Annotated in this window: 14 protein-coding genes and 1 pseudogene; 7 read left to right on the top strand and 8 right to left on the bottom strand. The window is 74.7% G+C overall.

Features of this window, described 5'->3' with window-relative positions:
• Window positions 1–19: 19 nt before the first annotated feature.
• Entirely contained in the window at window positions 20–7,450 is a 7,431-nt protein-coding gene (locus CXR04_RS33855; protein WP_101426007.1) for a type I polyketide synthase, read from the bottom strand.
• A 340-nt stretch (window positions 7,451–7,790) separates the two neighbouring features.
• Here CXR04_RS33855 and CXR04_RS33850 point away from each other — a divergent pair, with 340 nt between their 5' ends.
• The gene (locus CXR04_RS33850; RefSeq protein ID WP_101426006.1) at window positions 7,791–9,464 is read left to right on the top strand and encodes a fatty acyl-AMP ligase; all 1,674 of its coding nucleotides are present in this window, start codon (window positions 7,791–7,793) and stop codon (window positions 9,462–9,464) included.
• Between the two features lie 74 nt (window positions 9,465–9,538).
• On the opposite strand, the gene CXR04_RS33845 is transcribed toward CXR04_RS33850, so the two are convergent.
• Both CXR04_RS33845 and CXR04_RS33840 read right to left on the bottom strand, forming a co-directional pair.
• Entirely contained in the window at window positions 9,539–10,237 is a 699-nt protein-coding gene (locus CXR04_RS33845; protein ID WP_101426005.1) for a TetR/AcrR family transcriptional regulator, read from the bottom strand.
• On the bottom strand, window positions 10,237–11,154 hold the full coding sequence (locus CXR04_RS33840; protein WP_234380631.1) for a hypothetical protein: 918 nt from the start codon (window positions 11,152–11,154) through the stop codon (window positions 10,237–10,239). The genes CXR04_RS33845 and CXR04_RS33840 overlap by 1 nt, the downstream gene beginning before the upstream one ends.
• 456 nt (window positions 11,155–11,610) lie before the next feature.
• Here CXR04_RS33840 and CXR04_RS36285 point away from each other — a divergent pair.
• The 4 genes and pseudogenes from CXR04_RS36285 to CXR04_RS33825 form a co-directional block, all read left to right on the top strand.
• A pseudogene (locus CXR04_RS36285) lies at window positions 11,611–12,462 on the top strand (metallophosphoesterase family protein); the annotation flags it as partial.
• Window positions 12,463–12,537: 75 nt separating this feature from the next.
• Window positions 12,538–13,206, top strand: coding sequence for a 4'-phosphopantetheinyl transferase family protein (locus CXR04_RS36280; protein ID WP_234380852.1), 669 nt, complete (start codon window positions 12,538–12,540; stop codon window positions 13,204–13,206).
• A 30-nt stretch (window positions 13,207–13,236) separates the two neighbouring features.
• On the top strand, window positions 13,237–14,550 hold the full coding sequence (locus tag CXR04_RS33830; RefSeq protein WP_234380630.1) for an ATP-grasp domain-containing protein: 1,314 nt from the start codon (window positions 13,237–13,239) through the stop codon (window positions 14,548–14,550).
• 102 nt (window positions 14,551–14,652) lie between these two features.
• Entirely contained in the window at window positions 14,653–16,659 is a 2,007-nt protein-coding gene (locus CXR04_RS33825) for a hypothetical protein (protein WP_101426003.1), read from the top strand.
• An 81-nt stretch (window positions 16,660–16,740) separates the two neighbouring features.
• On the opposite strand, the gene CXR04_RS33820 is transcribed toward CXR04_RS33825, so the two are convergent.
• Both CXR04_RS33820 and CXR04_RS33810 read right to left on the bottom strand, forming a co-directional pair.
• Window positions 16,741–17,745, bottom strand: coding sequence for a chitinase (locus CXR04_RS33820; protein WP_101426002.1), 1,005 nt, complete (start codon window positions 17,743–17,745; stop codon window positions 16,741–16,743).
• 481 nt (window positions 17,746–18,226) lie between these two features.
• The gene (locus tag CXR04_RS33810; RefSeq protein ID WP_234380628.1) at window positions 18,227–19,507 is read right to left on the bottom strand and encodes a glycoside hydrolase family 16 protein; all 1,281 of its coding nucleotides are present in this window, start codon (window positions 19,505–19,507) and stop codon (window positions 18,227–18,229) included.
• Between the two features lie 261 nt (window positions 19,508–19,768).
• Here CXR04_RS33810 and CXR04_RS33805 point away from each other — a divergent pair, with 261 nt between their 5' ends.
• Window positions 19,769–20,758: a glycoside hydrolase family 64 protein gene (locus tag CXR04_RS33805; RefSeq protein WP_101425999.1), complete on the top strand. Its 990-nt coding sequence runs from the start codon at window positions 19,769–19,771 to the stop codon at window positions 20,756–20,758.
• 36 nt (window positions 20,759–20,794) lie between these two features.
• Here CXR04_RS33805 and CXR04_RS33800 read toward each other — a convergent pair whose 3' ends face one another.
• Window positions 20,795–21,649 (bottom strand): alpha/beta fold hydrolase, encoded by an 855-nt coding sequence (locus tag CXR04_RS33800; protein WP_101425998.1) that lies wholly within the window; start codon window positions 21,647–21,649, stop codon window positions 20,795–20,797.
• A 191-nt stretch (window positions 21,650–21,840) separates the two neighbouring features.
• On the bottom strand, window positions 21,841–22,413 hold the full coding sequence (locus CXR04_RS33795; RefSeq protein ID WP_159072423.1) for a snapalysin family zinc-dependent metalloprotease: 573 nt from the start codon (window positions 22,411–22,413) through the stop codon (window positions 21,841–21,843).
• Window positions 22,414–22,772: 359 nt separating this feature from the next.
• On the opposite strand from CXR04_RS33795, the gene CXR04_RS33790 reads away from it, so the two are divergent.
• Window positions 22,773–23,519 (top strand): response regulator transcription factor, encoded by a 747-nt coding sequence (locus CXR04_RS33790; protein ID WP_101425997.1) that lies wholly within the window; start codon window positions 22,773–22,775, stop codon window positions 23,517–23,519.
• A 1-nt stretch (window position 23,520) separates the two neighbouring features.
• Here the strand turns inward: CXR04_RS33790 and CXR04_RS33785 are convergent, their stop codons facing one another.
• Window positions 23,521–26,724, bottom strand: coding sequence for a glycosyl hydrolase 115 family protein (locus CXR04_RS33785; protein ID WP_101425996.1), 3,204 nt, complete (start codon window positions 26,722–26,724; stop codon window positions 23,521–23,523).
• Between the last annotated feature and the right edge of the window lie 48 nt (window positions 26,725–26,772).

The raw sequence follows: 26,772 nt of genomic DNA, 5'->3' as shown, positions 1-26,772 counted from the left end.
CTCCCCCGCGGGCCGTGGGCTAGAGCCCCAGCTCGGTCAGGACGCCCTTCAGCTCTATCTCCACCGTCGAATCGCCCTTCGCGGCGGCCGGCTTGCCGCCGGCCTTGGTAGCCGCCGCGGGCTTCTGCGCTGCGGGCTCCGGCGCTGCGGACCCGGCGGCCGGCGGCTCGATCCGCAGCACCCGCTGCAGCTTGTCCCGTTCGGCGTGCACGACGCCGAACTCCGGCGCGGCGTGCCGCAGCGCCGCGTCGAACGCCTCCACCCCGACCGCGTTCTCCAGCGGCGTCAGGCCCAGGCGGCGGCGTACGAAGCCCTCCGTCGACTCGTCGACGCGCATGCCGCCGTCGCGCCAGAACGGCCAGACGAGCGCAATACTCGCGCCGGACCGCTCACCCGCAGCGCGCAGTTCCTCGCGGCGGCGGCTGAAGGCGTTCAGGAAGCGGCTGGCGTAGGCGTAGTCGACCTGGCCGGGGTTGCCCGCGAGCGCGGCGAGCGACGAGAAGACCATGAAGAAGTCGAGGTCGTCCGCGGCGGTCTCGGCGTCGAAGTGGACGGCGCCGTCGACCTTGCCGGCGAGCACCAGGTCGATCTCGTCGGCGGTCTTGTTGGGCAGCAGCCCGTCGCGCAGCACGCCCGCGGAGTGGATGACGCCGTGCACGCTGCCCCAGCGGTTGCGGGCGGCGGCCAGGATCCACTCGACGTCGCCGCGGTCGGCGACGTCGGCACGCTCGTAGCGGACGTCGGCGCCCAGGGCGCGGATGCGCTCCAGCGCCTCCTGGCGCTCCCCGGTGAGCGGCGAGCGGCCGACGAGCAGCAGGTTCACCCGGGCCTGGCGGGCGAGGTGTTCGGCGAAGAGCAGGCCGAGGCCGCCTCCGCCGCCGGTGATGACGTACGTGCCGCCCGGCCGGACCGCGACGGCGGCCGGCGCGTCGGGGCGTACCGCGGGCAGCTCACGGAGCCTGCGCACCCGGCGGCCGTCCGCGTCGTGGCGGACCTCGGCGTCGGCGCGGGCGTCCGCGGCGAGTTCGGCCTCGCAGGCGCGCAGCAGGGCCGCGGCGGGCTCCTCGCCCGCGGCGGTGCGTACGGCGACGGCCTGCTGGACGAGCCGCGGGTTCTCGTGGTCGACGCTGCGGGCGAAGCCGCCGAACGCCTCCGCAAGCGGGTCGGGCCCGCCGTCGGCGTGGGCGGTGACGCGAAGCAGCCGCACGGGGGCGCGCAGACCCTGCCGCAGGAGCGCCTGGCTGAGGTGGAAGACCGAGGTGAGCGCGGTACGCGGGTCGCTCCACGCGTGCAGCACGGTGACCGGCAGGGCGTCGAGTCCCGCGAGCAGCGCGGCGTGGTCCTGGGCGGATCCGGCGCGTACGGTACGGCCGTCGCCGGCCACCTCGTACGCCTCGCCGGGCCGGACGCCGACGACGGGCGCGGCGCCGGAGTGGCGGTCGCGTACCCGCTCGGTGAGGGCGCCGTCGTCGTCGAAGACGAGCACGGCTCCCGTGAGCCAGGAGGCGGGGCCCCCGGGGGCGGCGGCCTGCTCCCAGCCAGCGGTGTAGTGCACGACCTGGAGGGCACCGTCGGGCGCGGACTCCGGTGCCTGCGCGGCGGGTTCCGGTGCCGCCGGGGCAGGGGCGTCGTCGAGACTCAGCTCGTCCAGCAGGTAGGTGGCCAGTTCGTCGATGGACGGGTAGTCGAAGACCACCCCGGCGTACAGGACCAGGCCCAGCGCCTCTTCGAGCAGGTTGCCGAGGCGGACGGCCATCACCGAGTCCAGGCCCAGCTCGAAGAAGCCGCGCTGCCGGTCCGGCGGGCTGCCGGGCGGGAACTCCAGCAGCTCGCCGAGCGTCTGCTGCATCCGCGTGGCCAGCGCGGTGTGGCGCTCGCTCGCGGGCGCGGCGGCCAGCGACGCGAGCAGGTCCGTCGCGGCGGGCGCCTCCCGCGCCGCGGGGGCCGCCTCGGGGGCCGTCGCCTCCGGGGCGGTCCGCGGCGCGGGGACGGGGATCGGCACGGCCGGTGCGGTCGGCCGTACCGAGTTCGTGGCGCTCGGCTCCAGCCAGTAGCGCTCCTGCGAGAAGGGGTACGTCGGCAGCGACACCCGGCGCCCGCCGGTGGGCCGGGCCGCCCAGTCCGTGTCGCCGCCCGCCGCCCACAGCGCGGCGGCCTGCTCCGGCGCGGCGTCGGCGGGCACCGCGCGCGCGGCGCCCGACCGGCCGGGGCGGCGGCCGGTGCTGACGCTCGCGTCGGCGTCGTCGCCGGCGGCGACGCGCGCGAAGCGCTCGGCGGCCTCGGCGAGGTTACGGGCCGCGAACGCGGCGCGGTACTCCATCGGCTCCCTGCCGTGCTGGAGCGTGTACGCGACGTCGGCGGCCCGCGGCGCCTCCGGGTCGTCGGCGCCGGGCTCCGCGGGCAGCGCGCGCAGGAACGCCGCCAGGCGGGCGGCGTACGCGCGCAGGTTCTCCGGCGTACGGGCCGACAGCGGGAACACCAGCGGCCGGCCGGCGCCTGCGGCGGCCGGGACGGGGCGGGCCGGGGCCTCCTCCAGGATCAGGTGGACGTTGACGCCGCCCGCACCGAAGGAGCTGACGCCCGCGCGGCGCGGCCCGGCGGCCGACCCGCCGGGACCGGGCAGCACCGGCGGCTCCCACCTGGCGGTCTCGCGCTGCACGGCGAACGGCGTGCTGTCGAGGTCGAGGTTCGGGTTCAGTTCGGGGGTGTGCAGCAGGGAGGGCACGAGCGTGCCGTGCCGCAACTGCAGCACCACCTTGGTGACCTGGGCGATGCCCGCCGCCGCCTCGGCGTGGCCCATGGTGGCCTTCACCGACCCGATGGCACACGCCGGGCGGCCGTCGCGGCGGTGCGGGGCGGCGGCGTCCGCGTACGCCTCGGTGAGGCCGCGGACCTCGATGGGGTCCCCGAGGCTGGTGCCGGTGCCGTGCGCCTCGACGTAGCCGATGGAGCCGGCGTCGACGCCGGCGTCGGCGAGCGCGGCGCGGACCAGCTCGGCCTGCGCGACGGGGTTGGGGACGCCGTAACCGTACGTGCGGCCGTCGCTGTTGACCGCCGAGCCCTTGATGACGGCGTGGATCCGGTCGCCGTCGGCCAGCGCCCGGTCCAGCGGCTTGAGGAGCACCGCGCCGACCGCCTCGGCCGGTACGTAACCGGTGCCGCCCTCGGCGAAGGCGCGGCACCGGCCGTCCTCGGCGAGGAACCCGGCCTCGGCGAGCATGACGTACTTGCTCGGGTGCAGCGACAGGTTGACCCCGCCTGCCAGCGCCATGGCGCACTCGCCTCGGCGGATCGCGGCGACGGCCAGGTGGATGGCGTAGAGGGAGGAGGAGCAGGCCGTGTCCAGGGTCAGGCTGGGGCCGCCGAGGTTGAGCAGGTGGGAGATGCGGTTGGCGACCGAGAAGGTCTGCGAGCCGACGATGCGCCAGACGCCCTCGTCCAGGTCGCCGCCCGCGAACATCTGGTAGTTGTTGTACGTCACCCCGGCGAAGACGCCCACCGAGCCGCGCTCGTCGCCGAGTTCGGGGTCGGCCAGCGAGGCGGGGGTGTAGCCGGCGTCCTCCAGGGTCTCCCACGCGGTGGTGAGGAAGAGCCGCTCCTGCGGGTCGAGCAGCCGGGCGTCGCGCGGCGAGATGTGGAAGAACTGCGGGTCGAAGGCGTCGACGTCGTCGAGGAAGCCGCCCCAGCGCGGCCACTGGTCGCCGAACTTCTCGCGCGCCAGCTCCGCGTAGCGGCGGTAGCCGGGACGGTCGAGGGGGATCTCGTCCACGCAGTCGTCGCCGGCCAGCAGCCGGTCCCAGAAGTCGGCCAGGGTGGGGGCCTTGGGGTAGCGGCCGCTGATGCCGACGATGGCGATGTCCGCGGTGCCGGCGCCCGCGACCGCGGGCTGCACGGCGGCGGACCGTACGGCGGGCCGCACGGGGGCCGGCTGCACCGCCGCGGGTGCGGGCGTCGCGGCGGGCGGGGTGCGTACCCGTCCTGCCATGTGGCGCGCGAGCGCGTCGAGGTTCTTGTACGTGAAGAGCGTGGCGCTGTCGACCGGCCCGTAGTGCTCCTCCAGCCGCCGGCGCAGCTTCTCCACCAGCAGGGAGCTGAGGCCCAGGTCGTCGAAGCCGGCCCGCGGATCGATCTCCTCCGGCCGCCACTTCAGCTCCTCGGCGAAGAGCCCCACGAGATGCCCCAGCACGGCCTCCTGCGCGGCGCCCGCGCCGCTCGGCAGCGCGGCAGGCGCAGGGGCGGCGGCCAGGGCCGCGGGTGCGGGCGCCGCGACCAGGGCGGGCTGCGCCTGGCCCGGAGTCAGCAGGACGTGCGGGACGAGGTCCTGCGGGCGGATCGGGCGGCGCTCGAAGGGGTACGTCGGCAGGGGCGTGCGGCGTACGGGCCTGCCGCCGCGCAGCAGCGCCCAGTCGAAGTCCGCGCCGGCCGCCCAGAGCCGGGCGAGGGCCGCGGTCTTGCCCGCGGTGGCGAGCGCGTCGAGGTACGTGTTGCCCTCGGGCCCGGCGAGCAGCGCGCGCGAGAGGTCCGCTGCGCCGGTGGCCTGCCCGCTCCACCAGGTGTCGCCCTGGTCCTCGCCGCGCAGGAAGTGCACGAGCGCGTCGTACAGTTCGTCGGCGTCCTCCGCGACGACCGCGAGCCGGGCCGCCATCGGCTCCCGGCCGAGCTGCAGGGTGTCGGCGAGCGCGGTGAGGGCGAAGTCGGCGGTGCCCTCGGCGGGCGCGTGCAGGTCGAGGTGGCGGACCAGTTCGCGGGCGTAGTCGCGCAGCGCGTCGGGCGTACGGGCGGAGAGCGGGATCAGCAGCGGGGCGCTCGGCGCCTCGTCGGCGGCGGGCTCGCGCCCGTACTCCTCCAGCACGACGTGCGCGTTGCTGCCGCCGAAGCCGAAGGAGCTGACGCCGCAGCGGCGCGGGGTGACGGGCCCTTCGGGAGCGGGGCGGCGCGGCCAGTCGCCGGCGCGGTCGCCGATGCGGAAGGGGCTGCCGTCCAGGCGGATGTACGGGTTCAGCTTCTCGAAGTGGCGCAGGGCGGGCAGCTTCCCGTACCGCAGCGCCTGCACCATCGTGACCAGGCCGGCGAGACCGGCCGCCGCCTCCAGGTGGCCGATGGCGGTCTTGACCGAGCCGAGGGTGACGTGCGGCTCGGCGGGGGCGTCGTGGCCCCAGGCGGCGTAGAGGCGGGCGAACGCCTGCTTCAGGCCCTCGATCTCGATGGGGTCGCCGAGGCTGGTGCCGGTGCCGTGGGTCTCCACGTGCGTGGCGGTCGCCGGGTCGAGGCCCGCGGCGCGCCAGGCGTCGACGATGACGTCGGCCTGGGCCTCGGGGCTGGGCGCGGTGAGCGACGCGGCGCGGCCGGAGTGGCCGACGGCGCTGCCGCGGATCACGGCGTGGATGTGGTCGCCGTCGGCCTCGGCGGCGGCCAGCGGCTTGAGCACGACGGCGACGACGCCCTCGCCGCGTACGTACCCGTCGGCGGACTGGTCGAAGGTCTTGCAGCGGCCGTCGGGGGCGAGCATCCCCGCCAGCTCGAAGCACTCGAACGGGGTGGGGCTGAGCATGAGGTTCACGCCGCCGGCGATGGCGAGCCCGCACTCGCCGGTGCGCAGGCTGCGGACCGCGCGGTGGACCGCGACGAGCGACGACGAGCAGGCGGTGTCGATCGCCTCGCTGGGGCCGCGCAGGTCGAGCTGGTACGAGACCCGGTTGGGCAGCACGGCGTGGGAGAGCCCGGTGGCGGTGTGCGCCTGGGGTCCGGCGGCGCTGTGGCCCAGCACCTCCGCGTAGTCCATGGAGCTGAGCCCGACGAACAGGCCGGTGCGGCTGCCCGCGAGGGCGTCGGGGCGACGGCCGGAGTCCTCGACGGCCTTCCACACGGTCTGCAGGAACAGCCGCTGGTGCGGGTCCATCAGCTCGGCCTCGTGCGGCGAGATGCCGAAGAACGAGCAGTCGAAGGAGTCGACTTCGTCGAGGAACGCGCCGTGCGCGCGGGCCGCGCGCTCCTCGCCCGCCCAGTCGCGCCAGCGGCCTTCGGGGACCCGGGTGACGAGTTCGTCGCCGGCCAGCAGGCGCTGCCAGAAGCCCTCCAGGTCCGCGGAGCCGGGCAGGACGGCGCTGAGGCCGACGACGGCGACGGGGTACGGGTCCGGCAGCGGGGCGTCGTCCTGCGCGTGGCCCGCGCCACGGGGGCCGGTGCGGGGGGTGTCGTCACCGGCGTCGGGGTAGCGGGCGGAGACGAGGTCGTGGTGCTCGGTGAGCAGGTGGCGCGCGAACGCCTCCAGGGTGAAGTGCTCGAAGAACACCGAGGGGGTGAGGTCCACGCCGAGGTCACGGCGCAGCAGGTCGGCGAACTCGATCAGCCGGATCGAGTCGAAGCCCAGCTCGCTCAGCTCCGTCTCGCTGCGCACGACGGCGGGTTCGACCTTCAGCACCTGCGCGACGGTGGTGCGCAGGTCCTTCAGGAGCGCCTGGTGCAGTTGGACGGCGGGGGTGCCCTCGGAGCGGGCGCGGTCGCGCTCGGGGCGGCGCAGGCGCAGTTCGCCGCCGGGGACGGCCGTCGCCGCGGTCTGCGCGGCTCCCTCCGCCGCCGCTTCCCGCGCTTCCTGGGCGCGGCGCTCCTCGTCGCGCCGGGTGGCCTTGATCAGCCCGCGCATGGCCCGGCCCGGGCCGACGGGCTTGATGTCCGACACGCCCTGCGCGATGAGGTAGCGGACGGTGTCGGTCCAGCGCACCGGGTGGTCGAGTTGCCGTACCAGCGCGGCGGCGACGTCGTCCTCGTACGGCAGGGCGGTCACGTTCGAGATGACGGGCACGGCGGGCGGCGCGAGGGTGAATCCGTTCAGGAACCCGGCGAACTCGCCCTGGATAGCCGACATGTACGGGGAATGGAATGCGCCGCTGACGCGCAGCACGGTGAACAGGCCGGCGCCGGCCTCCTCGAAGACGGCGCGGGCGCCCGCCACGTCCTCGCGCGGTCCCGCGACGACAATCTGCGTCGGGTTGTTGTAGTTGGCGATCGACAGGGTCTCCAGGCCCGGCCGGCCCAGGATTTCCGCGACCTGTTCCGCGGTCAGCCCGACGACGGCGGCCATGCCGCCGTCCGCGACCCGCGACATCAGTTCGCCGCGCTTGGCGACCAGCCGCAGCCCGGTGGCGAAGTCGAACGCGCCGGCGGCGTGCAGAGCGTTGTACTCGCCGAGGCTGTGCCCGGCCAGATAGTCGGGCTCGGCGCCGCCGTCGGCACGGTGGGCCAGGTGGCTCAGCGCGTTGACGACGAAGAGCGCGGGCTGCGTGTACTCCGTGTTCTGCAGCCTGCCGTCGACGTCGTCGCGGCACAGCTCCTCGATGGAATAGCCGAGTATCTCGTCCGCGCGGGCGACTTCCTCCGGGAACCTGCCGAAGAGCTGCGCACCCATCCCTTTGTGCTGCGAACCCTGACCTGGGAATGCAAGCGCAAACATGTCGAGTCGTTCCTTCAGTATGCGTCTGTGAAATCCCGGTACGGGACCGCGGGGACTTTACGGCTACGCGTCCTGGCCGCGCAGCACTATTCTGGCGAGTCCATCGTGGTCTTGCCGACTAAGGACCGTCTAGCGGCCCGCTAAAGCCGCGACCTGGAATTACCCGACTTGACGCCGCCGTTGCCCGCCGCCCATCATGACCTTACCTCAGCCAGCCCATTTCATGCCGCGACCGCGGCAGTCAATTCGGGGGTATGGAATGACAATTGCCGTTTCGACCGAGGCAATTCACGCGGACCGCGCAGGATTTCAGCCGGAGACGGATCCGGGTCCGGTCGCGATGACGACGGCCGCCACGATAGGCGCGGCGCTGCTCGACCTCGCGGACAGCGACCCCGACCGGCCGCTGGCGTACGTCGAGGGCTCCGGCGACCCCGTACGGCTGACCGCGGCGGAGCTGGCCGAGCGCGCGGGTGCCGCGGCGACAACCCTCGCGGAGCACGGCGTGCGGCGCGGTGACCGCGTCGGCGTCTGCATGGACACCAGCGCCGACGCGTACGCGACGCTGCACGGCTGCTTCCTGCTGGGCGCCATCCCGTTCGTCAGCGAGCCGCCGCTGGCGACGATGCGCCGGCAGCGCTGGGCCGACCGGCTGCGGCTGCTGATCAGCCGCGCCGAGCCGCGCGCCGTCGTCGTCGCGCCGGAGTTCCTCGACGCGGTGACGGAGCCGTGCAAGGAGGCCGGCGTCGCGATCGTCGAGCCGCCCTTCGAAGGCGGTCTCGACCTGGCCGCCGCGCAGGCCAAGCCCGACGACATCGCGCTGCTGCAGTTCACCTCCGGGACCACGGGCGACAGCCGGGGCGTGACCCTGACCCACGAGTCGATCTTCGCCAACGCCGCGGCGATCGGCGAGCACGCCTACCGCGCCGGCGACCTGATCGTGAGCTGGCTGCCCATGCACCACGACATGGGCCTGATCGGGCTGAACCTCGCGCCGCTGCTGCACGGGCTGCCGGTGGCCAGCATGCCGCCGCTGTCGTTCGCGGTGCGGCCCGAGCGGTGGCTGTGGGCGATGCACCGCTACCGGGGCACGTTCACCTCGGCGCCCAACTTCGCGTACCGCATGTGCGCCTCGAACATCCCCGACGCCAAGCTGGCGGGCCTCGACCTGAGCGCCTGGCGGGTCGCGGGCAACGGCGCGGAGGTCGTCCAGGCGAACACACTGCGGCTGTTCGCCGAGCGCATGGCCCCGTACGGCTACGGCGAGCGTTCGATGATGCCCTGCTACGGCATGGCGGAGATCACCCTCGCCGCGACCATGTGCGTGCCCGGCGAGCCGCTGACCACGCTCACCGTCAGCCGGGACCGGCTGGCCGCGGACGGCGAGGTCGTGGAGGCCGAGCCGGGCGCCGCCGACGCGCAGGAGCTGGTCTCCTCCGGCACCCCGCTGACGGGGATGGAGCTGCGCGTCGTGGACGACGCGGGCGCCGACCTGCCGGACCGCAGGCAGGGCACCATCCTGCTGCGTACCGCCTCGATGATGTCCGGCTACTACCGCCAGCCCGAGGAGACCGCGAAGGTCCTGGGCGAGGACGGCTGGCTGAACACCGGCGACCAGGGCTTCACCGACGCCGGGCAGACCTACGTCACCGGCCGTATCAAGGACGTCGTCATCATCGCCGGGTCCAACTACCACCCGTACGCCTTCGAGTCGGCCGCCGCCGCGGTGGAGGGGCTGCGGGCGAACTCCATCGCCGCCGTGGGCTGCCCGGACGAGGAGCGCAGCACGGAGGCGCTGGTGCTGGTGGTGGAGTCGAAGAGCCACGCGGACGCCGAGGCCGTCGCCCAGATCCGCGAGGGCGTCATCCAGGCGGTCTCCGCCGAGACGGGGCTGCGCCCCGACCGGGTGGAGGTCGTGCCGCGGGGCACGCTGCCGAAGACCCCGAGCGGCAAGCTCCAGCGGCGCCACGTGGTGGACGCGCTCGTCAACGGCACGCTGCCGACGAGCCACTGACGAGACGGCACCCCGGCCGGACGGCCCCCGACGACGCGCCTGACCCCGCGGAGCCCCTGACGCGCTCCGCGGGGTCAGGCGTCGGGCCGCCCGGGCGGCGGGGAGCCGCCCAGCCGGCCGAGCAGCATGTCGTCGGCGTACGGGCCGTAGAGCCCGACGACGGTGTCCAGCTCCATGCCGGCCAGCGGTTCGATCGGCACCACGTAGCGCCCGGTGACCAGCCCGACGAGCAGGGAGGCGACCAGCGCCGCGCGCAGTTCGGGGTCGGGCGCGGGGATGCGGCGGGCGATGGGCAGCAGCAGTTCGCCGCCCGCGACCTCGCGGAAGAGCTGCGACGCCTCGGGGTGCTCCATCGCGGAGCGGAACACCACGAGGAGCGAGGGGCGGGTGGCGGCGTCCTCCCAGCGGGTGAGGAAGCCGCGCAGCAGCCGGCTGCCCGGCCCGCCGGGGCACTTGCCGTCCACGGCGGGGTCGTCGGTGCTGTCGGTGTCGGCGACCTCGTCGAGCAGCCGGGGCAGTTCCGGCAGCAGCTCCTCGGCGCGCATCGTCTCCCGGATCACCGTGGAGAAGACGTTCTCCTTGCTGCCGAAGTGGTACATCACCAGCGCCGGGTCGACCCCGGCGCGTTCGGCGATGGCGCGCACGGTGGTGCCGCGGTAGCCGTGCCGCGCGAACAGCTCGACCGCCGCGAGCCGGATCAGCTCGCGGCGGTCCTGCCCGGCTTCCGGCGGCTCGTCCGCCGGCCGGCCGCCGGGCTTGTGGGGCCGCGCCATCAGGCCGTCCGCGCCGCGGCGGTACGGGACGGGGCCACGGCGGCGGCGGGCACGATGACCATCAGCGGGCGGAAGGGACGGATCCGCTCCATCGCCACCGTGACGAGCCAGGCGCCGGCCGCCCACAGCGCCAGCGTGAGCAGCGGTCCGGCGGCCGCGTTGCCGTCGAAGTACAGCACGCGGCGCAGCAGCGAGACGGTGCTGCCCATGGGCAGGTACTCCGAGACGGCACCGTAGAAGGCGGGTTGGAAGTGCGGGTCGACGACGCCGCCGGAGGAGGCGAGGCCGAGCGGGAGGACGAGCAGCGCGCCGACGGCGATGCCGAGCGCGCCCAGCAGCGCCTGGCAGGCCGCGACGACGCCGACGACGGTCAGCGACAGCAGCGTGGCGACGCCCAGCAGTTCGAGGAAGTGGCCGTCCAGGGTGCCGGTGACGGGCCCGGCGAAGAGCGCCCCGGCCGCGCCGGCGACGACCGCGTAGCAGAGGCAGGACAGCCACCGCCTTGGCGCCCCGACGTGGGCGGCGGCCAGGCTCAGCACGAGCTGGAAGATCAGCGCGCCGATGGTGAGGGCGACGCACAGCAGCACGGCGCTGACCCCGCGGGAGTCCTTCTCCGGCAGTGGGGCGACGTCGTCGACCTTCTGCGGCGTGCCGAGTTGCACGGTCAGTTGCTCGTACGCGGTGGTGGCGGCGGTCGTCGGGGCGTCGCCCGCGGCGCTGGCGACGAGCAGGCCGGGCGGCTGCTTCGGCGACGGGCCGACGACGATGGCGCCGAGCACGTCCTGCTCGCGCAGGGCGGTGCGGGCCCCGGCCTCGTCGGCGTACCGCTTGACCTCGAACGCGCCGGGGGCGGCCGCGTCGAGCTGCGCCTCGACCTGCGCGACGGCCGGTCCTGGTCCCGCCAGGCCGAGCGGCATGTCGCTGGGGCGGGGTTGCGCAGCCCGGGGATCATCAGCCCGGCGAACGCGAGGACGAGGAAGAGCCCGAGCACGACCGGACCGAACAGCACGCGGTTGGTGCCGGAGCCGCCGGCTTCCGGCGCTTCCGGGGGCGCTTCCGTCGGCACCTGGGCCGGCGCCGCGCCGTGGGGGGACCCTGCGGCCGGTGTGGTCACGATCTGCTCCCTGTCATTCGCAAACAGAACACTTCTGTTCAACGGACGTTGAGGATCCAGTCTGGCGCGGCGCCCGCCGCGCTCGCAACTCCCCTGCCGCGGCCGGGCTTTGCCGCTACGAAAGGGCCGGTCAGCCGACTTTTGGTGGGAATTTAGGTACGGGCACCAACCTGTCGGCACGCGCCCGGCGCGCGGCTGCCGTACGGAAGCCGCCGTCGCGCCCTTGACACCACCCGATCCGCCGCCGCCGAATGATCGAATGGCCCTGATGCACGGAAGACTGCTGGCCGTCAGCGACCTGCACGTCGCCTACCAAGAGAACCGCGACATCACCGCCGGACTGCGTCCCACCGCGCCCGGCGACTGGCTGATCGTCGCCGGCGACGTCGGCGAGCGCGTCTCGGACATCGAATGGACCCTCGGACTGCTCGCCGAGCGGTTCGCCAAGGTCGTCTGGGTGCCCGGCAACCACGAGCTGTGGACCCACCCCGACGATCCGGTCACGCTGCGCGGCGAGGAGCGCTACCGGCACCTGGTGGAACTCTGCCGCGGCCTCGGCGTCGTGACGCCCGAGGACCCGTACCCCGTCTGGCACGGCGAGGGCGGGCCGGTGACGATCGCCCCGCTGTTCGTGCTCTACGACTACTCCTTCCGCGTCCCGGGCGCGGCGACCAAGGAGGAGTCGCTGCGCCTGGCCCACGAGGCCGGGGTCGTCTGCACCGACGAGTACTTCCTGCACCCCGACCCGCACACCTCCCGGGACGCCTGGTGCCGGGAGCGGGTGGCCCTGACCGAGCGGCGGCTCGCGGCCGTCGACCCTGCGCACCGCACGGTGCTCGTCAACCACTGGCCGCTGGTGCGCCAGCCGACGGACATCCTGCGCTACCCGGAGTTCGCGCAGTGGTGCGGCACGACGCTCACCGCCGGCTGGCACCGCCGCTTCCGCGCCGCCGCCGTCGTCTACGGCCACCTCCACATCCCCCGCGTCACCTGGTATGACGGGGTCAAGTTCACCGAGGTCTCGCTCGGCTACCCGCGGGAGTGGAAGCGCCGCCCGCCGCGCGAGCTGCTGCGCACGGTCCTGCCGCCGTCGTCGACGACGGCGGCGGCCCCGGCGGGGCGGCCCAAGGAGCTCACGACGACCCCCGAACGGGCCCGGTTCCTCCAGGAGTTACTGCCCGGCGAGGTGACCGCGGCCGAGGCGTTCACCGATCCGCCCGAGCCGCCCGCGGAGCGGCTCTACCCCGAGGAGGCGCGGGCCGTCGCCCGGGCCGTACCGCACCGGCAGGCGGAGTTCGCCACCGTACGGCAGTGCGCGCGCCGCGCCCTGGGCACGCTCGGCGTCGAGCCCGCGCCCCTGCTCCCCGGCCGCCGCGGCGCGCCGCAGTGGCCCGCCGGGATCGTCGGCTCCATGACACACTGCGCGGGCTACCGCGCCGCCGCCGTCGCCCGCCGCGGCGACGTACTCGGCATCGGCATCGACGCCGAGCCCAACGAACCGCTGAAGGACGACCTCCTGGAGGCCATCGGGCTGCCGGAGGAGCAGGAGCAGGTACGCGCCCGGATGCGCGGCACGTCCGAAGTCTGCTGGGACCGGCTGCTGTTCAGCGCCAAGGAGTCGGTCTTCAAGGTCTGGTACCCGCTGACCGCGAGGGAGCTGGACTTCGACGAGGCCCGTATCGACGTCGACCCCGGAAAGGGGACCTTCACCGCCCGGATCCTGGTCCCCGCGCCCACCGTCGACGGCACCTCGCTGGCACACATGAACGGCCGCTGGCTGTGCCGCAGCGGCCTGCTCGTCACCGCCGTCGCGCTGGCCGCGGGGGCCGGCCGGCGCGCCGGGGACGGCGGGTAGGTGCGGGCGGCGCGGGGCGGGACGGGCCCGGTGCCCCAGTCCGTCCCGTATCCGCCGGGCGACGGCGTGGGCACGGTGGGCGGGGAGCGGACGGTGGGCGTCCTGTACGACGCGGGCTCGGCCGGTGCCGCGGAGGTCGCGGCCGCCGCCCGCTTCTGCGGGGCGGAGCTGTTCCTCGTCGTGGACCGGGCCTCCGAGCACGTACGGGAGTTGCTGCCGGTGCTGACGCGGCGGTTCGCGCTGTGCGACATCACCGGGCTGGACGCGCAGGACGCGGCGCGGGCGGTCGCCGTGTTCGTACCCGACGGGCTGCTGACGTTCAGCGAGCCCCGGATGGAGCTCACCTCCGCGATCGCGGCGGCGCTCGGCATCCCGTACTGGCACACCCCGGCGGTCACCGGCCGGCTGGTGGACAAGCTCCAGCAGCGCCGGACGTTCGCCGAAGCGGGCCTGGACGACCTGCCGTTCGCGCCCGTCGCCGACGCCGCCGACCTCGACGCCGCGCTGGACACGGTGGGGCTGCCCGCGGTGCTGAAGCCGCGGCGCGGCGCCGGGGGCCGCCTCGTCCACCGGCTCGACAGCCTCTCGGGCGCCCGCGCCGCCGTCGCGGCCTGCGCGGACGCGGCGCCCGGTGCGGACCTGCTGGTCGAGGCGCTGCTCCCGGGCGACCCCGGGGCGGCCGGGGCGCAGTGGGGCGACTACGTCTCCGTGGAGACGGCCGTGCACCGCAAGGAGTGCCAACCTCTCTGCGTGACGGGGAAGTTCCCCCTGGTCGAGCCGTTCCGGGAGCGCGGCTCCTTCGTCCCGCACACCCTGGACGCACCGCTGGCGGAGTGCGCGGAAGACCTGGCCGAGGCGGCGATAGGCGCGCTGGACATCAGCGACGGGATCGTGCACACGGAGCTGAAGCTCACCGCGGACGGGCCCCGGCTGATCGAGGTCAACGGCCGCCTCGGCGGCCTCGTCGGCGACGTCGTACGGCGCGGCTCCGGCTTCGACCTGGTGGCGGCGGCGATGCGGCTCGCGCTGGGGCTGCCGGTGCCGGACCCGCCGCGGTTCGAAGGGGTCACGTACCAGTACACGCTGCTGCCCCCCGCCCGCGGGACCCGGCAGAGACCCGCGGGCGGCCCGGAGGACCTGTCCGCCCGGCTCGACGGCCTGCGCCACCTGCCGGGCGTCGACCTCGCCGACCTGGCCACCGCCGCCGCGCCCCCACCCGACCCCCGGGACGGGGCGGGCGCACGCCTCGGGCACCTGCACGGCCGCACGGCGGACCACGCCGAACTCGCCCGGCTGGCAACGGCGATCGCCGAGCTGTGCCGCCCGGTCCCCGGCACCGTCTGAGGCGCCGGCGCGGAGCGGAAGCAGGCGGGGCGGGGATCGCTCCGTGACTCGTCCGGGGGTCGTTCGTTTGGCGGTACGAGCCCGCCCGTACGAACCCCGTGGATGGTCCCCATGCCGACGAGCAGCCGCCCGCACCTCCGCGACGGCGACCGCCCCCGCGACCGGGCACCCGCCGCCGCACCGGGGGCACCGCCGCTGGCGCACTACGCGCCGCTCGCCCGGCTCGCCTACCTCACGCTCCCGCCGGCCCTCGGCAGGCACCGGCGGGTCCTCACCGCCCACGCCGCCGTGCAACGCGCGTTCGCGGCCGGGCGGTCGCGGCGTCTGGCGCGTGTCCCGGCGCAGCGCACACCCGTGCCGCGCGAGCCGGAGACCGACGTCCGCCTCGACGAACTGCGGGTGCGGGTGCTGCGGTACGCGCTGCGCCGGGACGCCGCGGCGCGCCGCGGGCCGGGGTGGCTGCGGGCGGGCCAAGGGCTGCCCCTGGTGCTGGGGCTGCGGCTGGCCACGGCTGCCGGGGGCGCGGACGAACTGGGGCTCGAACGGTCCCTGGCGCGGCTGTCGGCCCCCGAGCGCGCCGCCTTCGCGCTGCTGACGGAAGCCGGCCTGGGCTCCGCCCGCGCGCGGGACCTGCTGCGCCGGGCGGGCGTGCGGGACCCGGGGGCCGCGCTGCGTACGGCGGAGAGTGTCGCCACCGCCGTGCCGGAGTCGGAAGCGCTGCTGCGCTCAGGCGAGTTCGACCCCACGGCGGTGCAGTTGCGGCCGACGGACCTGGTACGCCGACGCCGCCGGCGGCGGGCCGCCGCGGCGCTGGTGGCCGCGGTCGCCGCCGGCGCGGTCGGGGCGGGTCTCGCCGTGCTGCCCGACGACGACGGAGGCGGGCGCACCGCCGGCAGCGCCCGGGAGGCCGCCGTCGTACCGGCCGCGCTGCTCGACCCCGGCCGGCTGGCGCAGGCACCGCCGGAGGCGTGGGCGGACACCGCGCGCGTGGACTTCACCGCCTGGCCCGCCCGCGGCCCGCTGACCGGCGACGACCAACTGCTGACCCGGGCACTGTCCGCCTGGGCCGCGCCGCCACCGGAGACCCGGGTGACCGCGACCCCGGGCACGTCCGCCGCTCCGCCGGCCACACCGCCCCGACTGCTGTACGCGGGCGAGGTCTCCGGCGCGGCGGTCGTCATGCTCTACGAGGGGCAACGCGTCGTGCGCTACGCCGAGTCCGCGGACGGCGCCGGCGCGCCCCCGGCCCTCGACGTCGCCCGGGTCGACGACGCCGACGTGACGACCGCCGCGGCGGTGGCCGTCAGCCGCGGCGGCGACGGCATCCGCTACCTCCTCGCCCCCTGGGTGGCGGAGACGGCCACCCGCGACCTGCTCCGCCCCGACGACCCCGCGCGCGACCTGGCCGTCACGGACGACGGGGTCACGGACCCGGTGCCGTCGAGCCCCGCCGAGGGCTGCGACACCTGGCCGGCGCTCCAGCTCCGGTCCTCCACGCGGATCGTGGAGGACCACTCGTTCCTCGTCACCGACCTCGGCGACCTCACCCCCGTCCATCTGACGTACACCCCGGCGCCCGGCGGCGACGCCCCGGCCCGGCAGCCGCGCGAGGCGACCGGTGGTACCGCGCTCACCGGCTGGGCCCGCTCGGCGTGCCGGCTCGACGGCTGGCGCGGCGAGGGCGTACGGGCCGTGAACAACTGGGTGTTCGCGCAGCAGAAGCTGCCCGAGGATGCCGGCCGGGCCGACTGGGTGTGCAGCAGGGCCGCCACCTGGCGGGGTCCTGGGCAGATCGTCGTCCAGTTGCAGCCGCCCGCCCGCTCCGCCGCGACGCCCGGCCGCGTGGTCGCCGCGCAGAGCAGCGGGGAGGACTCCGCCGCGTGCAGCCGCTTCGGGCAGCACGTCCTCGCGTCGACCGACTGGCGTGCCCCCTCGGGCGACTGGTACCTGCTGGCGGCCGGCAGCCGGGACGTACGCGACCTGGAGGCCACCGGGGACGTGACGGCCAGCGCCGAAGGACCGACGCTTGCGAAGCGGGCGGAGAAGGGCGTACGGGCCCGGGTGACCGGCCGCGTCGAGGGCGGCGGCAGCCTGGCGACCGGGCGTTGAGCGCATGCCCGCGCCAGGGGCCGTCAGGACGGGGCGAGGGGCACGGTGGCGTGGGAGGGGCCGCCACCGCGCCCCGGCACGTCAGCCCTGGTACTGGGCGAGGATCGAGGTGAACTCCCACGGCTCCTGCGGGATCCCCCCGCAGGTGTCGGCGCCGCCGCCGTTGCAGGGCCGGTCGCGGTTGGCGGACCAGAAGGTGAGCCGGCCCAGGCCCTTGTCCTGCGCGTAGCCGAGCATCGTGCGGAAGTCGTCCTGGTCCACGACCTCGCCGACGTCGGTGTTGCCGTTCATCGAGGAGATGCCCATGCGCGGGTACACCTCCTCCTCCCCGTACCCGTACGCCTCCTGCAGCGAGCCCTTCAGCCCCTCCGACGCCTGGACCGACAACTGGCCCATGTCCCCGCCGTTGCCGCCGAAGTTGAACGGCATGATCGTCCAGACGTCCACGTCGAGCCCGGACTCCGCGGCCCGGTCGATGAGGCTGGTGTCGGGGCCGTTCTGGCCGGTGCCGATGGTGAAGATCACCCGCAGCCCGGGATTGGCGGCCTTGACCGCCTTGAGCGCGTCGACCGTGCGCTGCTGGACCTCGGGGCTGTCATAGGCGTCGGCTTCGAGGTCGATGTCGATGGCCGTCAGGTCGTACGCGTCGATCACCTTCTGGTACGCGGCGGCGAGCGCGTCCGCGGTGCCGCAGGAGCTCTCCAGCTTGTTGCCGCTCCAGCCGCCGAAGGACGGGACGACGTCGCCGCCCGCGGCGCGGACGGCGGCGACGGTCTCCTCGTCGACGCCGCCGGTGAGCGGGCGCTGCCCGTCCCACTGCGGGTTGCAGGTGCCGTTGCTGAGGACGAACGCGAGCGTGAACCCGCCGACGCCGGTGGCGTCCATGACCTCGGCGGGGTCGGGCGGGCTGCCCCAGCCGTTGTAGAGGTAGGGCGCCACGGCCGGCGCCGCGGCGGCGGCCCTCTCTCCTGCGTCCGAGGCGCCGGCGGCGGGCATCAGTGCCCAGCCGCCGGCGACCGCGGCCGCCGCCGCGCCCGCGACGAGCGCCCGGCGGGCGGTCCTGCGGTTCGTTCGGTGTGTTCCCATGTGCTGTCACCGTCCTCTTCAGGCCGGCGCGCGGGGGCAGCCGGCCGCCGATCCGGGCACGCGTGGGCACGGGCACCGGGACGGCGGGCCGCGGCGGCCGGGGCGCGGCGGTGAAGTCGAGTGGGGGGTCCGGCTATTTCACGTGTTGAAGTTAAGGGGGCGCCGGGAAGCGGCGTCAAGACTCGGGTCCGTACCTGCGAGAGCGCTTTCCCGGCACCCCTGCGGGGCCCGTGGCGCTAGGGTCTGTCGTCGATCTCCCGGCTGCGGCTGGGGGTACCGCCCACCTGCGCGCAGCGCGCTGTGGGGGAGCCCGGCACGCACGCTCGCCGCGTTGTCGGGATCGACCGGACAGACCCACTGCGCGGTCGGCCCTCCGCCTTACGATCACACGCACCGGCCTCCCCCTACGCCCTGGGGGCGTGGGCGGTACCCCCTGCGCCGCCCGCCCTGCGGGCGAACGACGCGGGATCGACGACAGACCCTAGGAGTTGAGCGTCCACTTCTGGTTCGCGGCGCCGGTGCAGGTCCAGAGCTGCGTCGGCGTCCCGTTGGCCGTCGAGCCGCCCGCCGTGTCCAGGCACTTGTCCGCGGGCAGGTTGACGATGTCGCGGGTGGCCGAGTTGTACGACCAGCGCTGGGCGCCCGTGCCGTTGCAGTCGTAGAGCTGCACCCGGGTGCCGTCGGCGGTGCCGGCGGCGGCCGCGTCGAGGCACTTGCCGAGCGCGCGGATGGTGCCGTCGGTGCCCACGGTCCAGCGCTGCGCGGAGGTGCCGTTGCAGTCGTAGAGCTGGACCGCGGTGCCGTTGGCGGGGTTCGCGCCGGCCACGTCGAGGCACTTGTCGCCCGCGCCCGTGAACGTACCGGAGTTACCGCCGCCGTCGGAGGTGCTGACGCGGACGTAGTCCACGACGAGCTGCTGCGGGAAGGAGGTGCTGCCGTCGGGGTCGCCGGGCCAGTAGCCGCCGACCGCGAGGTTGAGGATCAGGAAGAACGGCTTGTCGAACACCCACTGCCGGCCGCCGAGGTCGGCGGGCGTGCGCGTCTGGTAGACGTTGCCGTCGACGGACCAGGTGATCTTGTTCGGCGACCAGTCGACGGCGAAGGTGTGGAAGCCGTTCGCGAACTGCTGCCCGCCGGGCAGCGTGTACCCGCCGCCGATGCCGCCGGAGCCGGAGTAGCCGGGGCCGTGCAGCGTGCCGTGGACGGTGCCCGGCTCGAAGCCGACGTTCTCCATCACGTCGATCTCGCCGCTGGCGGGCCAGCCGACCTGGCCGATGTCGTTGCCGAGCATCCAGAACGCGGGCCACATGCCCTGGCCGCGGGGGAGCTTCATCCGGGTCTCGACGTGGCCGTACGTGGTGGTGAAGCGGCCGGAGGTGTTGAGCCGGGCGGAGGTGTACTCGCACCGGCCGTACCAGCACTGGTAGTTGCCCGGGTTCTCGCGCCGGGCGGTGATGACCAGGTTGCCCTGACCGTCGAGCGCGGCGTTGGCGTTGCCGGCGGTGTAGTACTGCCGCTCGTGGTTGTTGACGTTGTCGCCCGTCTCGATCAGCCACTTGCCGCCGTTGACGGCCGAGCCCGCCGGGCCGTCGAAGTTGTCCTCGAACGTGACGGCGTAGGGCGCGGCTTCGGCTTTTCCGCCGGACTCGGGGGCCGGTGCCGAGCCCGCGGCGCCGGGCAGCGGCACGGCCAGCACGGCGGCGAGGGCCGTGGCGACGAGCACGGCCCTGCGGAGCGGATGTCTGCGTCGTCGTACGAACATGGAGCTCACCTCGATGCGTCGTGGGGTCGAGCGTGGAGCATGGTCCATACCTTTGCGCGAGGTGAGTGAACTCCCTTCATGTCATGCAGTCAATGGGTCCGGCGGGCACGCGCGGTGTTCAACTCCCGGAGGTCGTACGACCGCGCCCCTTGACAACGCATCCACACCTCACGACGCTCTGAGAGCGCTCTCTGTACGCCCGGCCCGCCGGGCAGCTCCCGCCTCGGGCCGTGTACGCCCCCACAGCGAAGGAGCCCCCGCATGTCCCCCGCGCACCCGACGTGGCCCAGACGCCACCGCGGCCTGCTGACGGCCGCCGTCGCCCTGCTGTTACTCGCCTGCTTGGCGGTGGCCGACCGCACCGGCACGCCCGCCCACGCCGCCGTACCGCCCGCACCCGGCCCGGCCCCCGCTGCGGGCGACCCGCCGCCGGCCTCCTTCTGGGGCGACACGGGCGCCATCCCGCCCGCCCAGAACGTGCTGACGGTGCAGATCCTCAACAGGACCAACGGCCAGTACCCCGACGACCAGGTCTTCTGGTCCTTCGGCGGGCAGACCCGCTCGATCGCGCAGCAGCGCTACGTGGACATGCCCGCCAACTCCGCCGGCCGGATGTACTTCCACCTCGGCTCGCCCGACAGCCGGTACTCCGACTTCATCGAGTTCACCGTCGGCCCCGACGCCTTCCACGGCAACACCACCCGCGTCGACGCCTTCGCGCTCAAGCTCGCCATGCGGGTGCACGGCCACGACGGCACGGACCGGCAGGTCGGCGAGGACTACGCGACGTTCCAGGAGTCCCGCGAGGCCACCTGGCAGAAGTTCGCGGCCGCCATGCCGCCGGAGTTCGCGTCGCTGAGCCAGGTGCAGGCCCCGTACCGCATCCCCTCCCCCGGCAACGTGCCGGACTTCCAGCCGGGCGGGAAGCACGCCGCCTACATGAGCGACTACGCCCGGTCGGTCGGTCGGAATGTCTCGACCCAGGAGGTCTTCGGCTGTTCGGGCCCGCTCGCGGGCGACGCCCCCGGCTGCGCGGCGCTCAACCGGCACGTCGCCGAGCTGCCGCAGAACCAGTGGGGCGACCCGAGCCGCTTCTACCGGCAGGGTCCCGCCAACTACTACGCCCAGTTCTGGCACCAGCACGCGATCGGCAGCCTGGCGTACGGCTTCCCGTACGACGATGTCGCCGAGCAGTCGTCGTTCGTCTCGGTCCGGAACCCGCAGTGGATGGTGGTCGCCGTCGGCTGGTGACAGCCGGGCGCCCCGCACCCCGGTCGCCCCGTCCGGTCAGCCCGCCGCGAGCCCCGACAGGACGTCGGCGGCCGGTTCCGGGTGCACCAGCCAGCGCAGATGGCCACCCGGCACGGTGTGCACGTCGAACGGGTTGCCGGGGGTGAGGGCGTCCGCTTCGCGGATCAGCCGGTCCTGCATGGCGGGCGGCATGCTGACGTCGTCCGCCAGCCGCACGTAACTGCGCGGGATCCGGCCCCAGGTGGCCGCCTGCGCGCGGTCCGCGGACGAGCCGGCGTCCAGGTTCTCGTCGGGCTGGAAGGTGTTGAGGAAGGTCCGGAACTCGTCGTCGGTGAGGTCGGCGGCGAACGCCTGCCGGAAGGCGGCGAGCGCCTCGGGGTCCGCGGTGCGGAAGTTGGTACGGATCAGGCCGAGCGCGGCCGGGTCGCCGGCGAGGGCCCGGGCGAGCCCGGCCGCGTCGACTCCGGCCATCTCGGGCTCGGCGTAGTAGTCGTTCACGTCGAGGTCGACGGGGCACCAGGCGGAGACGTAGACGAGACGGTCGATCAGGTCGGGACGGGCGTTGCCGGCGGCGGTGGCGGTGATGCCGCCTCGGCTGTGGGCGACGACGATCGCCGGGCCGTGCCGCTTCGCCCGTTCCAGGACACCGATGAGATGGGCCGCGTTCTCGGCGAGCGTGACGCCCTTGATGCCGCCGGGAGTGGTGGCGAGCGCGCCGAGATCCTGCGGGGCCTGATAGGCCGCGGGGAACGTGGCGGCGAATCCGTGGCCCGGCAGGTCGATCGCGAGGGAGCGGTGTCCGCGCAGAGCGAGTTCCGCCTGGAGCGGCGCGAAGGAGAAGGAGTTCGCGAACGCCCCGTGGACGAGGACGAAGGTCGGCGTGTTCGGCATGGTGCCACCCTCACACACGACGATCAGCCGGTACGCGGACGGGGGTGATTCGGGGCGCGGGCGGTCTGTGGTATCCCGGGGCGAATTCCCCCGGCTTTCCGGACGGGAATGCGCGCGTACGGGCCGGCCGTGGCCCGTGGCCGGGGAGTCTCCGCCCCGGCCACGGGGGTGTCGTACGTGCGGTCCGACGGTCAGGGCGCGTCGACGACGATGCGTCCGTCCATCGGCACGAGGCTCGCGAAGCCGCCGCCGTAGTTGGCTTCGACCTGCGCCCGCTCGGTCGCGTTCGGGACCGGGTTGGTGCAGCTCACGCCGGCGGTGGAGCCGGACATCAGCGACGAGCACGGGCCGGGCTTCCGGTCGGGCAGCCCGAGGCTGTGGCCCAGTTCGTGCGCGGCGATGCGGGTCGTGTCGTACCCCTCGTTGACCGCCTGGCGGCCGAACCAGACCGTGGCGCGCCCGCCGGGGCGGACCGGGCCGAGGGTGGCCCGCGGCCAGCCGTCGTCGGCGATGACCGTGATCTCGGCGCGGGTGCCCGCCGGGGCCTTCGCCAGCTTGACGTTCTGCACCGTGGAATTCCACTGTTCTGCGCCCGCGGTGACGGCGCCCTTGAATTCACCGGCCTGGCTGTCGTCGTAGTACAGCGTGGTGGCGACGGCCGTACGCTCCGGTGCGGGAGCGGGGGCGGCGGTGGCCCCGGGGGCCGAGGACAGAGAGACGATTGCGGCAGCGGCCATAACGCCGATACCCAACTTTCGCAGCATGCGGGGAGCCCTCCTCTTGGTGTGAGAATCGAGCACTACTGCGCGACCCCGATAAGGGTCGGCCCGAGTGTAGGAGCGGCGCTCCGCGGCCCACAAGAGGCGGCAATGGCAGCAGATTTCACCTTCTTACGCCATCTCGGCGCCGCCCCCGGTATTCCCTGAGCGGCGCACACGGCCGATTTCGTACGGGCGGAATCCGGTCGCGCGCCGCGGGTCATTCTTCCGGAGTAGTCGGGAAGTCGAGACGGATTGCGCCTCAGGGCCGATCCGCCGCGCCGGACGTCTTGGCAGACTGCACCGGTACGCTGACCGCGGGCGGGCGGGGGCCCGCGGTCCCGCGAGGACGGCGGTGGGGGGACGTGGGCACACAGGCAGAGCCCGGCGGGGCGGACCGGGCGCCGCGGGTGGTGATCGCCGACGACCAGGCGCTCGTCCGCACCGGCTTCCGGATGATCCTCGCCGCGGACGGCATCGACGTCGTCGGCGAGGCGACCGACGGCGAAGAGGCGGTGGCCGCCGTCCGGCGCAGCCTGCCGGACGTGGTGCTGATGGACATCCGCATGCCGGGCGTGGACGGTCTGGAGGCCACCCGCCGGCTCCTCGGCGCGGACGGCCGGACACCGGCTCCTGGTTCCGGGCCCGGGCCGGGCGGGCCGCGGGTCATCATCCTCACCACGTACGACCTCGATCAGTACGTGTACGCGGCACTGGCCGCCGGCGCCAGCGGCTTCCTGCTCAAGGACGTCACCCCCGAGCATCTGGCCGCCGCCGTCCGCCTCGTCCGCTCCGGCGACGCGCTCCTCGCGCCGTCCATCACCCGCCGCCTGGTGGAGCGCTTCGCCACCCGCGACGACCGCGCGGTGGCGCTGCACCGCGACCTGTCCGCGCTCACCCGGCGGGAGCTGGAGGTGCTGGAGTCCCTGGCGCGCGGCCACAGCAACGCGGAGCTGGCCGCCCGCTTCCGGCTCAGCGAGGCGACGGTGAAGACGCACGTGGCCCGCATCCTCGCCAAGCTCCAGCTCCGCGACCGCGCCCAGGCGGTCATCGCCGCCTACGAAACCGGCCTGATCACCCCCGGCTCCCCACAGCCCCCGCCCGCGCCGTGACTCACCGCCGTACGAACCTGCTCGGGGGCGGGCCGAGGTAGCTGTGGCGTACGCCGCCGGTGTCGACCACCAGCTTCTGCACCACCACTGTCGGGTCCACCATCCACAGCTTCAGCACGTGCACGCCCGGCCTGGTCACCCGGTGCTCCGTCACCGTGACGGTGGCGTTGTCCGACGTGTTGCGCTCCCACTGGCGGTTCATCCGGCCGTCGTCGGCGCCCGTGACCCGGGTGACGTTCACCGTCTGCGGGGCGTCGTCGTCGAAGGCGACGGCGTAGCGCAGCCCGTCCGGGGTGAGGACGCTGTTGCGCGGCGAGAGGTACGCGGCCACGCGCAGGGTGCCGGTGGTGAACAGCGTCATCGTGTACTCCAGCCGCGGCCCCTGGCCGGCCGGCCGCGGGGCGGCCGTCACCGGGAACGGCGCCATGCCGCTCCCCGTGCGCCCGATGTCGGGGATGCGGCGCCAGGCGACCCCGGCGGCGGGGACGGCGCGGGTGTGGCGGTCGGCCTCCACCGAGACGCAGCCGCCCGCCTCGACGGAGCCGGCGAGCGCGGAGTGGCGCACGGACGGGCGGTGCACCCGGGCGTGTACCTCCACGGTGCGGCCCGCGCCGCTGACGACGAGGGGCACGGTGGTGGTGCCCCGGGGGGCGCGGGCGAAGTCGACCCGCAGCCGGGCGCGGATCTGGGTGGTGACGCGCCCGCGCGGGCGGTCGACGCGCAGCCACGGCACCGCGGGCTCGATCTCGTAACCGAACGGGCTGCGGCCCCGGTTGAAGACCTCGATGTACGGGGCGGGGCCGCTGTCGTACGGGCTGACCACGGGCAGCACCGCGGGCCCGGCGGCGTCCGGCCACCACTGCTCGGAGCCCTCCACCGCCACGCCGAGCACCGCGCCTGCGGCGGGGTCGATGCGCCGGACCGCGGGGAAGACCTCGTCGGGCAGCGCCTCGTTGTCCTTCTCCGGCTGCTGCCAGGGGGCGTTGGGGCCGTAGCGCTCGACGTCGCCGTAGCCAATCTTCGGCTGGGTCTGGAAGCCCTGCCACTTCCCGCCGGAGAGCGTGTGGTTGTAGTAGTCGGCGAGCGCCTGGTCCTCGGCGAACAGGGCGTCGGTCTCGGCGGCAAGCTGGTTGGCGGCGGCACGGCCCTGCTCGGCGTAGAGGAGGTTGGTGAACTCGGCGCGGCGCAGCGCGTAGACGACGGCGGTGCCGCGCACGGCGTAGCGGACGAGCTGGAAGTAGGCCGCCCGGTCGGCGCGGTCGAGGCGCGCCTCGACGCGGTCCGCCCTGCGGGCCAGCTCCTGCCATTCGTCGGTGACCAGGTCCAGCTCGCCGTAGTTGACGCGGCTGAAGGGGGTGGCCCGGTCGTCGTAGACGACGGCGGCGGCGTCGGTGGCCGGGTCCCTGGCCGGGTCGAGGGTGATGCGGCGGTTGAGCAGCTCGGGCTTGCGCCGGGCCTGGAGGCGGCCGTACTCGTGCAGGACCTCGGCGATCTCGGCGGCGTGCCGGGGGCCGAAGTTCCCGGCGGCGTAGCGGCGTTCCCACTCGGGCAGGGCGCCGGCCGGCCAGCGGTCGGGGTTCCAGGCGTAGTCCAGGAAGAACTGGGTGGGCAGCTCGTTGGACTTCAGGTCGCCGACGTTGGCGACCCACAGGTTGCGGATGCCGTACGCGTACGTCTGCTGCAACTGCTCCCAGGTACTGGCGAGGTTGGCGGTGTCGACCCACTTGTAGTTGCGGCCGCCGCCGACGTAGTCGAAGTGGTAGTACAGCCCGTAGCCGCCGGACCGCGGCGGCAGCGAGGGGTCCGGCACGCGCCGCAGGTTGCCCCAGTTGTCGTCGGTGAAGACGACGGTGACGTCGTCGGGCGCCTGCATGCCGCTGTCCCAGTAGTGCTGGACCTCCTTGTACATGGTCCACACCTGCGGCACCGCGGCCGCGTCGCCCAGTTCGTCGGCGAGGATGCCGCGCTCGGTGGCGATGATGCGCTGCATCAGCTCGATGCCGTCGCCGTCGGGCAGCGAGGTGTCGCCGTTGCCGCGCATCCCGAGGGTCACCACGCCCTCGAAGCCCTCGGCGGCCATCCGGCGGATGCCGTCGCGCCAGTACGCCCGGATGGCGGCCTCGTTGCGTACGAAGCTCCACTCCCCCGTGCCGCCGTACGGGTCGTGGCCCTCGGTGACGATGTTCCCGTCCGCGTCGCGCACGGCGGGGACGGCGTGCCGGTTCCACTCCTCGATGCCCCGCATCATGGGGGCTTCGTGCGAGGTGCCCATGACGATGCCGTACTCGGTGGCGGTGGCGTGGTTGGCGGGGTCGTCCTCGGCGAAGGCGCGGCCCCAGACGGCCGGCCAGAGGTAGTTGGCCTTGAGCCGCAGCATGGCTTCGAAGACCTTGGCGAAGAAGGCGCTGTTGAAGCCGCCGGGGTGGCCCTCGGCGTGGCCGGGGCCGAAGAAGCCGGGCGCCCAGCGGCCGAGGGCGGGGTTCTCGTCGTTGATGAAGATGCCGCGGTACTTGACCGCGGGCGTGCCCTGCGAGAACCGGCCGGGCAGCACGTAGAGCGCGTCGTGGCGGCGGGGCGGGACGTCGGCCCAGAAGTGCCAGGGGGAGACGCCGATGCCGCGGGAGACGTCGTAGATGCCGAAGATGGTCCCGCGCTGGTCGCTGCCTGCGATGACGAAGGCGCTGTCCAGGCCGGGCAGCGGGTCGGCGACGACCTGGTGCAGCGAGGTCTCCCACCGGCCCTCGACACCGGTCACGTCGAGCTTGCCCGCGGCGATCAGGCCGTCGATGAGCGGGCTGCGGCCGATGGTACCGACGAGCACCGCGGTACGCCCGGAAGGCGCCCGGCCGCGGGTGAGCGCGGGGCGTATGCCCGTGACCCGCTCCAGGTCCGTCCGCAGGTCGCCCAGCGCGCGCAGCACGCCCGGGAAGTCGCCGCCGTCGGCCACCAGCGGCGCGGCCCGGCCGCCGGCGACGAGCGGGAACCGGCCGGCGCCGGGGCCGTGGGCGATGTACGCGCCGGGGTCGGTCGGCCGCGGCGGGTCCTGCGGCGCCGCGGCGGCCGGGCCCGGCAGCGCGAGGACCCCGCCGGCGGTCGCGGAGAGCGCGCCGAGGCCGGCGCCGAGGACGCGGCGCCTGCTGACGCCGTCGCCGGGCGGGAAGTCGGACGCGGGAGACGGGTCGTGCCGGGAGTCGCTGCTGTCCATGCCGGGCCTTCCTTCGCCGAGCCTTCAGGAGCAGGCGGCAATGTTTCG

The organism is Streptomyces sp. CMB-StM0423 (assembly GCF_002847285.1).
Classification (GTDB): Bacteria; Actinomycetota; Actinomycetes; order Streptomycetales; family Streptomycetaceae; genus Streptomyces.
The sequence above is the reverse complement of the archived record's forward strand: the minus strand, read 5'-3'. Positions and strand labels throughout refer to the sequence as shown.

What these genes read in the sequence shown, in the direction of transcription:
- CXR04_RS33785 (WP_101425996.1), bottom strand. Translation starts at nt 26,724, where the DNA reads ATGGACAGCAGCGACTCCCGGCACGACCCGTCTCCCGCGTCCGACTTC.
- CXR04_RS33795 (WP_159072423.1), bottom strand. Translation starts at nt 22,413, where the DNA reads ATGCTGCGAAAGTTGGGTATCGGCGTTATGGCCGCTGCCGCAATCGTC.
- CXR04_RS33845 (WP_101426005.1), bottom strand. Translation starts at nt 10,237, where the DNA reads ATGGCGCGGCCCCACAAGCCCGGCGGCCGGCCGGCGGACGAGCCGCCG.
- CXR04_RS33840 (WP_234380631.1), bottom strand. Translation starts at nt 11,154, where the DNA reads ATGCCGCTCGGCCTGGCGGGACCAGGACCGGCCGTCGCGCAGGTCGAG.
- CXR04_RS33855 (WP_101426007.1), bottom strand. Translation starts at nt 7,450, where the DNA reads ATGTTTGCGCTTGCATTCCCAGGTCAGGGTTCGCAGCACAAAGGGATG.
- CXR04_RS33820 (WP_101426002.1), bottom strand. Translation starts at nt 17,745, where the DNA reads ATGGGAACACACCGAACGAACCGCAGGACCGCCCGCCGGGCGCTCGTC.
- CXR04_RS33810 (WP_234380628.1), bottom strand. Translation starts at nt 19,507, where the DNA reads ATGTTCGTACGACGACGCAGACATCCGCTCCGCAGGGCCGTGCTCGTC.
- CXR04_RS33800 (WP_101425998.1), bottom strand. Translation starts at nt 21,649, where the DNA reads ATGCCGAACACGCCGACCTTCGTCCTCGTCCACGGGGCGTTCGCGAAC.
- CXR04_RS33805 (WP_101425999.1), top strand. Translation starts at nt 19,769, where the DNA reads ATGTCCCCCGCGCACCCGACGTGGCCCAGACGCCACCGCGGCCTGCTG.
- CXR04_RS33825 (WP_101426003.1), top strand. Translation starts at nt 14,653, where the DNA reads ATGGTCCCCATGCCGACGAGCAGCCGCCCGCACCTCCGCGACGGCGAC.
- CXR04_RS33850 (WP_101426006.1), top strand. Translation starts at nt 7,791, where the DNA reads ATGACGACGGCCGCCACGATAGGCGCGGCGCTGCTCGACCTCGCGGAC.